Origin of the sequence: Collinsella sp. TM09-10AT (assembly GCF_003436275.1) — a bacterium.
Classification (GTDB): Bacteria; Actinomycetota; Coriobacteriia; order Coriobacteriales; family Coriobacteriaceae; genus Collinsella.
In genome coordinates, this window is sequence record NZ_QSOP01000017.1 from 11,365 (window position 1) to 24,552 (window position 13,188).

The following is a 13,188-nucleotide window of genomic DNA, read 5'->3' on the forward strand; positions in this document are numbered from 1 at the left end:
TCCCTCCGGTGGTGCAGATTAACCTGACCCCATTACACCAAATCCGCTGGGGCAGGCCTGACAGTGGCGGACGGAGTCGTGGTGTGATTTGCGTTGGTGTCCGCGCGGCTCGGTATACTGGTACGGCTCAAACTATGGCGCTGCCCGCAGGCGCGCCGTCCGTCAGATGAGGAGTCGCCCATGACCCAGCCCTTGCCCTGGGAAAAGAACACCACGGTACCCGTGCCTCCCGCGCCGGAACCCGTGCCGCTCGATGTATACGTCGCCCCCGCTGCGCCGGAGCCCGAACTCGTCCCGCTCGACATCTACGACGCTCCCGCGCCGGCTCCTGCGCCCGCAAAGCCGTTTGTCGACATCGACAGCCTTAATCCCGCCCAGCGCGAGGCGGTGCTCACCACCGAGGGTCCGTTGCTGGTCCTCGCCGGCGCCGGCTCGGGCAAGACCCGCGTTTTGACCTTCCGCATCGCACATATGCTCGGCGACCTGGGCGTTAAGCCTTGGCAGGTTCTTGCCATTACGTTTACCAACAAGGCCGCGGCAGAGATGCGCGAGCGTCTGGCGGCGCTCATTCCCAGCGGCACCCGCGGCATGTGGGTGTGCACGTTCCACGCCATGTGCGTGCGTATGCTGCGCGAGGACGCCGATCTGCTGGGCTACACCGGGCAGTTCACCATCTACGATGACGACGACTCAAAGCGCATGGTGCGCGATATTATGCAGGCGCTCGGCATCGAGCAAAAGCAGTTCCCCATCAACATGATCCGCAGCAAGATCAGCTCGGCCAAAAACGCCATGATCGGTCCCGAGGATATGCTCAAGTCCGCCGATAGCCCCAACGACAAAAAGGCCGCGCAGGTCTACTTGGAGCTGGAGCGCCGCCTGCGCGCCGCCAACGCGATGGACTTCGACGACCTGCTCGTACGCGCGCTCGAGCTGCTGCGCACCCGCCCCGAGGTGCTCGACAAGTACCAGGAGCGCTTCCGCTACATTAGCGTCGACGAGTATCAGGACACCAACCACGTCCAGTACGAGATCGCCAACCTGCTGGCCGCCAAGTACCAAAACCTCATGGTCGTAGGCGACGATGACCAGTCCATTTACAGCTGGCGTGGCGCCGACATCACCAACATCCTGGACTTTGAGAAGGACTTTAAAAACTGCAAGACCGTCAAGCTGGAGCAGAACTACCGCTCCACGGGTCATATCCTGAGCGCCGCCAACGCCGTGGTGCGTCACAACTCGCAACGCAAGGACAAACGCCTGTTTACGGCCGAGGGCGACGGCGAGAAGATCCAGGCCTTCCAGGCGAGCGATGAGCGCGACGAGGGCCGCTGGATTGCCGGCGAGATCGAAAAGCTGCACTCCAAGGGCACGAGCTACGACGACATCGCCGTGTTCTATCGCACCAACGCCCAATCGCGTATTCTCGAAGATATGTTCCTGCGCGCGGGCGTGCCCTACAAGATCGTGGGCGGCACGCGATTCTTCGACCGTGCCGAGATCCGCGATGTTATGGCCTACCTCAAGATGATCGTGAACCCGGCCGACGAGATGAGCGTCAAGCGCGTCATCAACACGCCGCGCCGCGGCATCGGCTCCACCTCGATCCAAAAGATTGAGCAGCTGGCACGCGACAACCGTTGCTCGTTCTTCCAGGCCTGCGAGATCGCAACAGCCGAGACGGGCATGTTTAGCGCGAAGGTGCGCAACGGCCTGTCGAGTTTTGTGGCGCTGGTGCGCGAGGGCCGCCGCATGGACGGCGAGCTCAAGGACGTCGTCGAGATGATTGTCGACAAGACGGGCCTGCTGCAGGCGTTCCGCGCCGAGGGCACCATGGAGTCCGAGAGCCGCGCCGAGAACATCCAGGAATTCCTGGGCGTCGCCGCCGAATTTGAGGAGACGCACGAGGATATCGAGGGTACGCTCGAGAGCTTGGAAGAGCTGCGCGCCGCCGGCGTTGCCGACGTGCCTGCCGGCGCCGAGCCCGAGCCCGTTGTGGTGAGCACGCCCGCGCCCGAGCCGGGGCCGTCCGCGCCTGTGTCTTCGTTTGAGGCGCTTGTCGGCGCGCGCGATGCCGCGGGCACCAATCCGCTCGATAGCCTGGCCGCTCCGGCGCTGTCTCCACAGGATGCCCTGGCTGCCGCCATCGCGGGCAACGCCTATGCCGCGCCGACAGAGCTGCCGGCGGGCGCCGTGCATGCCGACGAGATCGAGCGCACCTACGGCCCGCTCACTTGCAAGGCCCTGCCTGCGCTCATGGAGTGGCTGGCCCTGCGCTCCGACTTGGATTCTCTGGCCGGCGAGACGCATGCCATTACCATGATGACCATCCACTCCGCCAAGGGCCTGGAGTTTCCGGCGGTGTTCGTGGCCGGCATGGAGGAGGGTATCTTCCCGCATGTGCACGACTTTGGCGGCAGCGATGATCCGGGCAAGCTCGAGGAGGAGCGTCGCCTGGCCTACGTCGCCATCACGCGCGCCCGTAAGCGCCTGTTCTTGACCTATGCGGCCACGCGCCGCACGTACGGCTCAACGTCTGCCAACCCGCGCTCGCGCTTCCTCAACGAGATTCCGTTTGAGGATATCGAGTTCAGCGGTATCGGTTCTGCCGGTTTTGAGGGCACGGGCTGGGAGAAGCGCGGCGACCGTCATGGCACCTTTGGCTCGGGCATGGGCTCGGATATGTATGGCGGCAAGGTGTTCGGTTCGCATACGCGCTCGACCGGCGGCTCCGGTTCGCGCGGCGGATCGAGCTTTGACGACTTCTTTGGCGGCAGCAGCTACGGGACCGAGCGCCATCGTGGGGTCTCGCCCGACGCTGGCCGTGTTGCCTCGACCTTTGGGTCGGGCGCGCCGCGAGCTAAAAAGCCGTCGTCCAAGGTGTCGCCGACGGTGGAGCGCAAGGTCGATCGCGCCAGCGCATCGCAGGACTTTGCCGCGGGCGATACCGTGAGCCACAAGACCTTTGGCACGGGTACCGTCATCTCGGTTGTCGGAGACATGATCGAGGTTCAATTCGAAAAGACCGGCCAGACCAAAAAGCTGATGAAGGGCTTTGCACCGATCGTTAAGCTGAATGCCTAACTGCGAGGTTGACCGGGCGCTCCGGGGGCTTTGGTCGCCTGCTCGGACAGTCCTGCTCGCACGGAGAGCACATTAAGTGCTCTCCGGCTCGTGCGGAACTCGCGATCGACCAAAGCCCCCGACGCGCCCTCTTCCTTGTGGCGTTTTAGCCTGCAGCTTGCGAACGTCGCTCTGCTCGTTCGCTTTTTGGTCTGGAGAGCCGGGTGGGCTGATATATAGATACGAGTAGGGGCTCCTCCGTTGATGAACGGGGGAGCCCCTTGTTTCGTTTTGGTTGTTGTTGCGACCTAGAGGTGGCTGATGATCAGTTCCATCTTGCCTTTGAGGTCAATGGAGCTAACGGTACTGGGTGCTAACAGGTGGCTTCCCTTGTGGACGGGGTCGCCGCAGACGGCGCCTTCGCCGTCGATGACCGACAGGCACATGAAGGGCCAGCGCTGGTCGAGGGTCTTGCTGCCGTTGACGCGCACGCGATCGACGGTGTAGCAGGAGTTAGACTCGAGCTCGGTCACGCCGTCGATCTCGGGCGCGGTCACGGTGCCGTCGGTCGGTGCCTGAGCATTGAAGTCGATGCAGTCGAGGCTCTGCTCAATGTGCAGCGGGCGCAGCTTGCCATCGGTGCCGGGACGGTCGTAGTCGTACAGGCGATACGTCACGTCGCTCGACTGCTGCGTCTCTAAAATGAGCGTGCCGGTCTTGATGGCGTGCACGGTGCCGGAATCAATCTGGAAAAAGTCGCCCTTGTGAATCGGCAGCACGTTGAGCATGTCGTCCCAACGGCCTTCCTCGATCATCTGTGCGGCCTCGGCACGATCCTTGGCGCGCTGCCCGACGATGATCGTGGCGCCGGGCTCGCAGTCCAGCACATACCAGCACTCGGTCTTGCCCAGGCTTCCGTTCTCGTGCTCGGCGGCGTACTCGTCGTTGGGGTGAATCTGGATCGAAAGGTCGTCCTTGGCGTCCAGAATCTTGATGAGCAGCGGGAACTCCTTGCCCTCGCAGTTGCCAAAGAGCTCGCGGTGCTCGGCCCACAGCCACGACAGTGTGTGGCCGGCATACGGGCCCTCCGCGATCTGGCAGTCGCCGTTGGGGTGGGCCGAGATAGCCCAACACTCACCGATGGGACCCTCGGGAATGCCGTAACCAAATACGGTTTCGAGCTGGCGGCCGCCCCAGATCTTCTCGTGGAAAATCGGCGTCAGTTTAATCAAATCGGACATGTTCATACTCCCATGGTGTTGCGCGACCGCCCGCTCTAATCGAGTCATAACGAGCGCCCGCATGACTACAAAAACCTATGCCAACGTTACGTTGTGCAGCTCAAAGCGGTCGCCGACGTTGCGCGAAATCGAGTACTCAAAGGCGTTGCCGCTATCCAAAAAGCCAATCTGGTTGAGTTCGAGCAGGGGAGCGCCGGGTTTGGTGCCCAGACGCTCGGCCTCTTCCTCGGTTGCCGCCACGGCGCGGATGGTGCGGTGGAAGCTCGAAATCTTCAGCCCGCATTGCTCGCGGATAAAGCTATAGACCGATCCGTATAGGTCCTTCTTTTTAAGGCCCGGTATCAGCTCGAGAGGCATGTAGGTGTACTCGATGACGATGGGCTTCTCGTCGACCTGGCGCACGCGCACGATGTGATAGGCAAAGTCGTCCTCGGCAATTCCCAGCTGAGTTGCGACGTCCGCTGGTGGATTGACAATCGAGAAATCGTAGACCACCGAGGTCACCTTCTCCCCGCGGTGCTCATACGAAAAGCCCTGGGCGCGGTCGTTTTTGCCCTGGAAAAACGCCTGGTCGGGAAGACCCGCCGTGTCCTTAACGTAGGTGCCCGACCCGCGACGGCTGGTAACAAGACCCTCCTCGGTGATCTGCTCGATCGCGCGCTTGACGGTGATCTTGGAAACGCTATAGAGCTCGCAGAACTCAACGACGGTGGGTAGCTTGTCGCCCGGTTTAAGAGCGCCGTCCTCGATGCTTCGACGGATATCTGCAGCTATCGCCTCGTATTTGGGAATCATGGAACCTCCTTTCCGGCTTGATTGAGTACAGAAGAAAGTATAGTCAACACCTAAGCATCCCTATTGCGTTTTTGAAAAGTTCGAGAAAGGTTTAATTAAAAAACGCTTCTCTTTAAAAACTAGAGCGCTCTAAATGAATATGCACTCGAATAATGTGGTATTGAGCAAATTGATTGGCTCGAGGACGGGGCTGGGCTGTTTTGCCGCCCAGCGAACCGAATCTCATGCTTTGAGTTTCCCCAGATAAAACCCGCCAAAACAAACCTGTCCCTTTTTGGCAGGTTTTTGCCTGGGGAGCGGTACCATACAGGCAATGTTTAAACGAGAAAGGCGGGCTCCCATGGAACCTAAGCAGTACTACATCGGCATTGACGTCGGCGGCACTTCGGTTAAGGAGGGCCTGTTCGACGAGGACGGCAACCTGCTGGCCAAGGCCAGCGTGCCCACGCCTCCCATCGTTGACGCTGCGGGCTTTGCCGCGGTGACCGAAGCTATCGACCAGGTGGTCGCCAAGGCCCAGATTCCGCGTGCCTTTGTGGCGGGCATTGGTCTGGCCGTTCCGTGCCCCATCCCGGCATCGGGCGATGCCAAGGTCAAGGCCAACATTGCCATTAACCTGCCCGAGCTGAGAGTCGCCATTCAGGAGCACTGCCCCGACGCGGTCGTTAAGTACGAGAACGATGCCAACGCCGCTGCCATGGGCGAGGCCTGGCTCGGCTCTGCCAAGGGCGTACAGAACGTGGTGATGGTCACCATTGGTACCGGCGTGGGCGGCGGCGTTATCGTTAACGGCGACGTGGTATCAGGCGTTGTGGGCGCCGGCGGCGAGATTGGCCATATGTGCCTGAACCCCGACGAGGAGCGCACCTGCGGCTGCGGCGGCCATGGCCATCTGGAGCAGTATTCCAGCGCCACCGGCGTGGTGAGCAACTACCTTGCCGAGTGCGAAAAGGCGGGCGTCGAGCCCATCGAGCTGACCGGCCCCTCCGATTCCAAGGACGTGTTCCAGGCCTGCCGCGAGGGCGACAAGCTCGCGCTGGCCGCGGCCGATACCATGGCCGACTATCTCGGCCGCGCACTGGCGCTTATCGCCAACGTGGTTGATCCCGAGATGTTCCTCATCGGCGGCGGCGCCTCCGCCTCGGCCGATGTCTACCTCGACAAGGTCCGCGAGCACTTTAAGCAGTACGCGCTTTCTGCCTCGCGCGAGACGCCCATTAAGGTCGCTTCGCTCGAAAACGACGCCGGCATCATCGGTGCCGCCTACGTAGCCCTGCGCGCCGCCGGCAAATAGTTGGTGCAAGGGGGACAGGTTACTTTGCACCAACATGGTGCAAAAGGGACAGCCTTGGCCCCCGTGCCTGCGCCCCAAAATATGCCGTGGCCCTTCCGTCTGCGAAGGCTCGGCATCGGCGTGCTACCATAGCTACGTCCAAGTACACATATCAAGTGGAGGATATCCATGGCAAACGTTCTTGTCTTTGGTCACCAGAACCCCGATAACGACGCCATCATGAGCGCCGTCGTCCTGTCCCAGCTGCTCAACCAGGTTGAGTATGCCGGCAACACCTACGAGGCCTGCGCCCTTGGTCAGCTTCCGGCCGAGTCCGCCAAGCTGCTTGCCGACGCCGGCATTGCCGAGCCCCGCGTGATCGAGTCCGTCGAGGCCGGTCAGCTCGTCGTCCTCACCGACCACAACGAGTCTGCCCAGTCCGTCGCCGGTCTTAAGGACGCCACGGTCTTTGGCGTTGTCGACCATCACCGCATCGGCGACTTCGAGACCGCCGGCCCGCTGCATTACATCTGCCTGCCCTGGGGCTCCAGCTGCACCATCGTCACCAAGCTCGCCGGCGTGCTCGGCGTTGAGCTTTCCGACGTCCAGGCCAAGCTGCTGCTCTCGGCCATGATGACCGACACGCTCATGCTCAAGAGCCCCACCACCACCGATGTCGACCGCGCCGTTGCCGCCAAGCTCGGCGAGCAGGTGGGCGTCGACCCGGTCAAGTTTGGCATGGAGGTCTTCCTCACCCGTCCGTCCGGCTCCTTCACCGCAGCCGAGATGGTCGGCAACGACATCAAGATGTTCGAGCCCGCTGGCAAGAAGCTGCTCATCGGCCAGTACGAGACCGTCGACAAGAGCCGCGCACTCGGCATGATCGACGAGATCCGCGAGGCCATGCGCGCCTACGCCGCCGAGAAGGGTGCCGACGGCATCGTCCTGTGCATCACCGACATCATGGAGGAGGGCTCGCAGGTTCTGCTCGAGGGCGAGACCGAGGCCGCTCAGAAGGGCCTGGGCATTGCCGACGAGCACGACGGCGTCTGGATGCCGGGCGTCCTCTCCCGTAAGAAGCAGGTCGCTGCCCCCATCATGGCCGCCTGCTAGGTTTAGTTGACCGAACGCCACGACCGGATCGCGGACGCCCCGCGCTCCGGTCGTTTTTGTGCACGGCGCCGCGTCGTCTCTTGGGCAGGCGCGCCCGTGCCGTTGAGCAAATAATGTTCAACCTGTGGTTCCGCTTTTCGGCCACGCCTGCGTGCTTGTCGTGCAGGGTAGGCTAGATGCAAGCGTAATACGTTAGAGCGCGGCGCCGCCACTTGGGCGGGCCGTGCTTTTTTAAGACGGGAGCTTTCCCGTGAAAGGAGCCGCCCATGGCAGCAACTGAGCAGCTGTTCAACGTTCGTGAGCGCAAGCGCTTTGAACGTCACGACATCTGGGAGCGCATCGCCGAGAACGGTACGATTTCCGCCGCCGTCATGGTCTTCGCCGCCATCGCCGCCGTCATTTGCGCCAATACCGATGCCTACGAGGCCATCCATCACTTTTTGGAGACCCCGCTGTATGTGGGTCTGGGCAACCTTACGGCCGGTCTCACCGTTGAGCTTTTCGTCAACGACTTCCTCATGGCGATTTTCTTTTTGTTGGTGGGCATTGAGCTTAAGTACGAGATGACGGTCGGCGAGCTCAAGAATCCGCGTCAGGCCATGCTTCCCATGTTGGCGGCGGTGGGCGGCGTCGTCGTTCCCGCCTGCATCTACCTGATCTTTAACCATGCCGGCGCCCGCAACGGTTGGGCCATCCCCATGGCAACCGATATTGCCTTTGCGCTGGGCGTGCTGTCGCTTTTGGGCAACCGCGTTCCCAACGGCGTGCGCGTGTTCTTCTCGACGCTCGCTATCGCCGACGACCTGATCTCCATCGCCGCCATCGCCATCTTCTACGGTCAGAGCCCCAATCCGTTTTGGTTGGGCGCCGCCGCGCTTGTGACCTGCGCGCTCGTGTGGCTCAACAAGACGCAGCATTACCGCCTTGCCCCGTATTCGGTACTGGGGCTGCTGTTGTGGTTCTGCATGTTCAAGAGCGGCGTACATGCCACGCTTGCTGGCGTCATCCTGGCCTTCACTATTCCGGCCAAGTGCGGCGTCAAGCTCGATAGTCTCACCGATTGGCTGGGCGAGTGCCTGCCGCTGCTCGATGACCGCTACGACGACGAGGCACACATCCTGGGCCAGCATGACTTTACCGTCTCGACTACCAAGGTCGAGCGCGTCATGCACCGCGTGACCCCGCCGCTTATCCGTATGGAGCGTCTGATCTCCACGCCGGTCAACTTTGTGATCCTGCCGATCTTTGCGTTCGTAAACGCTCAGGTTCGCTTAGTGGGCGTGGACATGAGCACGCTGCTCACCGATCCGGTGACGCTCGGCGTGTACTTTGGCATGCTGCTGGGCAAGCCGATCGGCATCTTTGGTATGACGTTTGCCCTGGTTAAGCTTAAGGCCTGCGAGCTGCCGCACAATGTCAACTGGCACATGATTGCCGGCGTGGGCATTCTGGGCGGTATCGGCTTTACCATGTCGATTCTCATCAGCGGCCTTGCCTTCCCGACGGCCCAGTTTGAGGTTCTTGCAGCCAAGGCCGCTATTCTCGCCGGTTCGGTCACCGCAGCCGTGCTCGGCATGATCTACATGAGCGTGGTCTGCAAGCATCCCGCGCCCAAGGACGAGTAGGGGCACATACAAGTTTGAAAACGCTGCCTGTGAATACCATCACAGGCAGCGTTTTAGTCATTGGGGACGTTCTTAAATGACTAGGCTTATTCCACCGTTCCGTAGACGGCGCCCCAGCCGTGGGCGGCCAAGGCGGAGTTGAGCTGGTCGCAAAGTGACTGGCGGTCGTAGTAGCCGGGCGGCAAAAGATTCACGATCTCCATGAGGTCGGGCGCCAGGTCCAAGATTTCGGCCTGTACGATCAGATCCAGGCGGTCGATGGCGTGGCGGTCGTAAAACAGTCCGTCGACCAGGCGCTGCAAGTCGCCGAATTCCTCGGCCTGAAACGATCCGTACTCCATAGTGCCTCCTTGGGCGCCCCACGCCGGCATGCGCGGCGATTCGTAATTGATTGCGATGAACTTAATCTATCACGGCTTCATAACGTTGCGACGATGGCGGTCTATACTTAGACGAACTGCAACGTACCGCTTCGCGAAAGGTCGCACCCCATGCAGACGATCTACCAGAAGATGGAAACCACCGAACTCGATGCCGCCATCGAGGCGCTTAAAGCCGAGGTTGCCGAGGTCAAGGCCAAGGGCCTGGCGCTCGACATGGCGCGCGGCAAGCCGTCGCCCTCCCAGGTGAACATTTCTCGCCCCATGCTCGATATCCTCAATGCCGATGCCGATCTGCACGACGGCAATGTCGACTGCTCCAACTACGGTTGCTTCGAGGGCATTCCCTCGGCACGCAAGCTGGCGGGGGAGTTCCTGGGTTGTCCTGCCGAGCAGACGCTCGTACTGGGCTCATCGAGCCTGCTGATCGAGCACGATATCGCCGGTATGTTCTGGCGTTGCGGCTCGTGCGGCAGCGACCCTTGGGAGGCTTACGAGGCAGCGCACGACGGCAAGAAGGTCAAGTTCCTGTGCCCCGTTCCCGGCTACGATCGCCACTTTGGCATCACCGCCGACTTGGGCATCGAGAACGTCCCCGTCGCGATGACCGACAACGGCCCCGACATGGACGAGGTTGAGCGCCTGGTTGCCACCGACGACTCCATCAAGGGCATCTGGTGCGTGCCCAAGTATTCCAACCCCACGGGCATCACCTTTAGCGAGGACACTGTGCGTCGCCTGGTCGAGATGCCCACGGCCGCGCCCGATTTCCGCATCTTCTGGGACAACGCCTACTGCGTGCACGACCTGTACGACGAGACCGACGAGCTCGCCAACATCTTCGATCTTGCCCGCGCGGCGGGCACCGAGGACCGCGTGGTGGCCTTTGCCTCGACGTCCAAGATCACCTTCCCGGGTGCCGGCATCGGCTTTATCGGTGCGAGCCCCGCGGTCATCGCCGAGTTCTCCAAGCGCCTGAAGGCCGGTCTTATTAGCGCCGACAAGCTCAACCAGCTGCGTCACGTGCGTTTCCTTCCCACCATCGAGGCGGTCAAGGAGCACATGAAAAAGCATGCCGAGTTCCTGCGCCCGCGCTTTGAGGCCGTCGAGCGCAAGCTCACCGAGGGCTTGGGCGACACGGGCTGCGCCACTTGGACGCACCCCCGCGGCGGCTACTTTGTAAGCTTCGATGGTCCCGAGGGCTCGGCCCAAAAGGTCGCCGCGCTTTGCGCCGACCTGGGCGTCAAGCTCACGCCGGCCGGTGCCACCTGGCCCTATGGCAAGGACCCGCGCGACACCAACATCCGCATCGCGCCGAGCTATCCCACGGTCGAGGACCTGGAGGCCGCGCTCGATGTGCTGGTGCTGGCCGTTAAGCTTGTCGCTGCCGAGCTTGCGCGTGCCGAGCGCGCCTAACGCGCGGCTTCCCGTACTATCCGCACTTTCGATACGTAAAGGAGCGTATACATGGATTTGGGTATTTCCACCAACCCCACGCCAGAGCTCTACACCATTAAGGTGACCGGTGAGATCGATATCTCTAACGCCGATAGCCTGCGCAATGCCATCGACCTGGCGCTCGAGCAGCCCACTGAGGCCGTTGAGCTCGATTTTGCCCAGGTGAGCTACATCGATTCGACGGGCATTGGCGTGCTCGTGGGCGCCGCGCACCACGCGGCCGACCACGGCAAGCGCTTTAGCTGCACCAATGTGCAGCCCCCGGTGATGCGCGTGGTTCAGCTGTTGGGTGTCGACCAGGAGATTTCGATCACCGCTGCATAATCTTTGCCCCCAAAAGGGCGTGCCGTTTGGCATATGTTTGTGATGCGCTCGGACGTTTTGGCGTCCGGGCGCTATACTTGACCGAATGAATAGACGAGTTCCGGCCGAATGGCGCGGTGCGGGCTCGACTCACATCGAGCCTTGGAGGTATGTGTGTTTGGTATTGGAGAGGGTGAGCTCGCGATCATCGTGGTCTTCGGCTTTTTGCTGTTTGGCCCGGATAAGCTCCCACAGATGGGCCGCACGATCGGCCGTGCCATCCGTCAGTTCCGCGAGACGCAGGAAAAGATGACGGCCGTTGTTCAGTCCGAGATAATCGATCCGGTGAGTGAAGCCGCGTCGGCCCCGGTCAAGCCCAAGAAGGCTGCCGTCGATGACGATTCCGATGCAGACGAGGATGCCGTCGAGACGGCTGCGCCCGCAAAGAAGGAGACCTTTGCCGAGCGCCGTGCCCGCCTTGCCGCCGAGAAGGCCGCGTGCGAGGCTGCCGCCGAGGGCGAGGGTGCTGCTGAGGAGTCCGAGGCCGAGAGCGCCGAGCCTGCCGCTGCCGCCGAGCCTGTCGTCGAGCCCGAGCCTGCTGCAGAGCCGGAGCCCGAGCCCGAGCCCGAGCCGGCAGAGCCCACGACGGCTGACCTCTACGCCCGTCGTCCCCGCAAGCGCAAAGCCGTCGTCGACCAGCTTGCTCGCGAGCTCGAGGCCGAGGACGACACCGCTGCCGCCGACGCCCCGAAGGGAGGCGATGAGTAATGCCTATCGGACCTGCGCGAATGCCGCTCTTCGATCATTTGGGAGAGCTCCGTCGCCGCTTGACCATCGTGGTCGTCTCGGTATTTGCCGCCGCTATCGTGCTGTATTTCGCCACGCCCGTGGTGCTCGACATCTTGGAAGACCCCATCCGCTCCTTTGTGCCGGACGGTAAGTTCTACATCACCACCACGCTCGGCGGCTTTGGACTGCGCTTCTCGCTGGCCATCAAGATGGCCGTGGTCATGTGCACGCCCATGATCATCTGGCAGATCCTGGCATTTTTCCTGCCGGCACTGCGCCCCAACGAGCGCAAATGGGTTGTGCCCACGGTGCTCGCCTCGACGGTGCTGTTCTTCCTGGGTGCCATCTTCTGCTACTTCATCATTATCCCGGCGGGCTTTGAGTGGCTCATCGGCGAGACCTCGGCCGTCGCTACGGCGCTGCCCGACCTGGAGAACTACGTCAACATGGAGCTGCTCTTTATGATCGGCTTTGGTGTGGCGTTTGAGCTGCCGCTCATCATCTTCTACCTGTCTGTTTTCCACATCGTGTCCTACGCGGCCTTCCGCAGCGCCTGGCGCTACGTGTACGTAGGCCTGCTCGTGGGTTCGGCTGTGATTACGCCCGACGGCTCGCCCGTCACCCTGGGCCTAATGTACGGCGCCCTGCTCTCGCTCTACGAGATCTCGCTCGCCATTGCCCGCGTGGTCATTACCGCGCGCGAGGGCAAGGAGGGCCTGTTCGTGAGCCGTCTGGACCTGTTCTCGGACGACGAGGACGACGAGGAGTAAATCGGTATGCATGAGGTTGGCATTGTCAACGGCATACTCGATACAGTGATTCGCGCGGCGCGTGGGGCGGGGGCCTCGCGCGCCGTTTTGGTAACGCTGCGTATCGGGGATATGACCGAGGTCGTGCGCGAGGCGCTCGACTTTGCGTGGGAGACATTTCGCGACGAGGACCCGCTCACGCGAGGCTGCGAGCTTGCCGTGGAGGAGGTCCATCCACAAAGCGAGTGTCTGGACTGCGGCGAGGTTTTCGACCACGATCGCTTCCACTGTCGCTGTCCCCAGTGTGGTGGTGCCAACGTGCGCCTACTGCACGGCCGCGAGCTCGATATCGCAAGTATCGAAATCGAAACCCCCGACGATTAGCCCGCTAGCCATCTA

General features: G+C 62.0%; 12 protein-coding genes. 9 read left to right on the forward strand and 3 right to left on the reverse strand.

The genetic code is table 11. The features are described 5' to 3' along the window. The first annotated feature begins 180 nt into the window (after nucleotides 1-180). Nucleotides 181-3,084, forward strand: a complete 2,904-nt coding sequence (locus DXD77_RS07610) for an ATP-dependent helicase (protein ID WP_117648345.1) — start codon at nucleotides 181-183, stop codon at nucleotides 3,082-3,084. Between the two features lie 287 nt (nucleotides 3,085-3,371). Here the strand turns inward: DXD77_RS07610 and DXD77_RS07615 are convergent, their stop codons facing one another. Then, the gene (locus tag DXD77_RS07615) at nucleotides 3,372-4,304 is read right to left on the reverse strand and encodes a type I phosphomannose isomerase catalytic subunit (protein ID WP_369831500.1); all 933 of its coding nucleotides are present in this window, start codon (nucleotides 4,302-4,304) and stop codon (nucleotides 3,372-3,374) included. A 75-nt stretch (nucleotides 4,305-4,379) separates the two neighbouring features. Then, entirely contained in the window at nucleotides 4,380-5,099 is a 720-nt protein-coding gene (locus DXD77_RS07620; protein WP_117648347.1) for a GntR family transcriptional regulator, read from the reverse strand. Nucleotides 5,100-5,439: 340 nt separating this feature from the next. On the opposite strand from DXD77_RS07620, the gene DXD77_RS07625 reads away from it, so the two are divergent. From DXD77_RS07625 to nhaA, 3 genes are all read left to right on the forward strand, one after another. Continuing rightward, complete coding sequence (locus DXD77_RS07625; RefSeq protein WP_233506772.1) at nucleotides 5,440-6,393, forward strand: ROK family protein; 954 nt, start codon at nucleotides 5,440-5,442, stop codon at nucleotides 6,391-6,393. Between the two features lie 168 nt (nucleotides 6,394-6,561). Then, nucleotides 6,562-7,485: a manganese-dependent inorganic pyrophosphatase gene (locus DXD77_RS07630; RefSeq protein WP_006235927.1), complete on the forward strand. Its 924-nt coding sequence runs from the start codon at nucleotides 6,562-6,564 to the stop codon at nucleotides 7,483-7,485. Nucleotides 7,486-7,751: 266 nt separating this feature from the next. Further along, nucleotides 7,752-9,110 (forward strand): Na+/H+ antiporter NhaA, encoded by a 1,359-nt coding sequence (gene nhaA / locus DXD77_RS07635; protein ID WP_117648349.1) that lies wholly within the window; start codon nucleotides 7,752-7,754, stop codon nucleotides 9,108-9,110. A gap of 86 nt (nucleotides 9,111-9,196) precedes the next feature. On the opposite strand, the gene DXD77_RS07640 is transcribed toward nhaA, so the two are convergent. Beyond that, a complete protein-coding gene (locus DXD77_RS07640) occupies nucleotides 9,197-9,451 on the reverse strand; it encodes a hypothetical protein (RefSeq protein WP_022093864.1) in 255 nt (84 codons plus the stop codon). Nucleotides 9,452-9,601: 150 nt separating this feature from the next. Here DXD77_RS07640 and DXD77_RS07645 point away from each other — a divergent pair, with 150 nt between their 5' ends. The 5 genes from DXD77_RS07645 to hypA all read left to right on the forward strand — a co-directional run bounded on the left by DXD77_RS07645 (nucleotide 9,602) and on the right by hypA (nucleotide 13,173). Continuing rightward, nucleotides 9,602-10,906, forward strand: coding sequence for an aminotransferase class I/II-fold pyridoxal phosphate-dependent enzyme (locus tag DXD77_RS07645; RefSeq protein ID WP_117648350.1), 1,305 nt, complete (start codon nucleotides 9,602-9,604; stop codon nucleotides 10,904-10,906). Nucleotides 10,907-10,957: 51 nt separating this feature from the next. Continuing rightward, the gene (locus DXD77_RS07650; protein ID WP_117648351.1) at nucleotides 10,958-11,272 is read left to right on the forward strand and encodes an STAS domain-containing protein; all 315 of its coding nucleotides are present in this window, start codon (nucleotides 10,958-10,960) and stop codon (nucleotides 11,270-11,272) included. 153 nt (nucleotides 11,273-11,425) lie between these two features. Further along, a complete protein-coding gene (locus DXD77_RS07655) occupies nucleotides 11,426-12,019 on the forward strand; it encodes a twin-arginine translocase TatA/TatE family subunit (RefSeq protein WP_158549114.1) in 594 nt (197 codons plus the stop codon). Further along, nucleotides 12,019-12,810: a twin-arginine translocase subunit TatC gene (gene tatC / locus DXD77_RS07660; protein ID WP_055285525.1), complete on the forward strand. Its 792-nt coding sequence runs from the start codon at nucleotides 12,019-12,021 to the stop codon at nucleotides 12,808-12,810. The genes DXD77_RS07655 and tatC overlap by 1 nt, the downstream gene beginning before the upstream one ends. 6 nt (nucleotides 12,811-12,816) lie before the next feature. Continuing rightward, nucleotides 12,817-13,173: a hydrogenase maturation nickel metallochaperone HypA gene (hypA, locus tag DXD77_RS07665; RefSeq protein WP_022093859.1), complete on the forward strand. Its 357-nt coding sequence runs from the start codon at nucleotides 12,817-12,819 to the stop codon at nucleotides 13,171-13,173. Nucleotides 13,174-13,188 lie beyond the last annotated feature (15 nt).

What these genes read in the sequence shown, in the direction of transcription:
- DXD77_RS07615 (WP_369831500.1), bottom strand. Translation starts at nt 4,304, where the DNA reads ATGTCCGATTTGATTAAACTGACGCCGATTTTCCACGAGAAGATCTGG.
- nhaA (WP_117648349.1), top strand. Translation starts at nt 7,752, where the DNA reads ATGGCAGCAACTGAGCAGCTGTTCAACGTTCGTGAGCGCAAGCGCTTT.
- DXD77_RS07610 (WP_117648345.1), top strand. Translation starts at nt 181, where the DNA reads ATGACCCAGCCCTTGCCCTGGGAAAAGAACACCACGGTACCCGTGCCT.
- DXD77_RS07640 (WP_022093864.1), bottom strand. Translation starts at nt 9,451, where the DNA reads ATGGAGTACGGATCGTTTCAGGCCGAGGAATTCGGCGACTTGCAGCGC.
- DXD77_RS07645 (WP_117648350.1), top strand. Translation starts at nt 9,602, where the DNA reads ATGCAGACGATCTACCAGAAGATGGAAACCACCGAACTCGATGCCGCC.
- hypA (WP_022093859.1), top strand. Translation starts at nt 12,817, where the DNA reads ATGCATGAGGTTGGCATTGTCAACGGCATACTCGATACAGTGATTCGC.
- tatC (WP_055285525.1), top strand. Translation starts at nt 12,019, where the DNA reads ATGCCTATCGGACCTGCGCGAATGCCGCTCTTCGATCATTTGGGAGAG.
- DXD77_RS07625 (WP_233506772.1), top strand. Translation starts at nt 5,440, where the DNA reads ATGGAACCTAAGCAGTACTACATCGGCATTGACGTCGGCGGCACTTCG.
- DXD77_RS07650 (WP_117648351.1), top strand. Translation starts at nt 10,958, where the DNA reads ATGGATTTGGGTATTTCCACCAACCCCACGCCAGAGCTCTACACCATT.
- DXD77_RS07620 (WP_117648347.1), bottom strand. Translation starts at nt 5,099, where the DNA reads ATGATTCCCAAATACGAGGCGATAGCTGCAGATATCCGTCGAAGCATC.
- DXD77_RS07630 (WP_006235927.1), top strand. Translation starts at nt 6,562, where the DNA reads ATGGCAAACGTTCTTGTCTTTGGTCACCAGAACCCCGATAACGACGCC.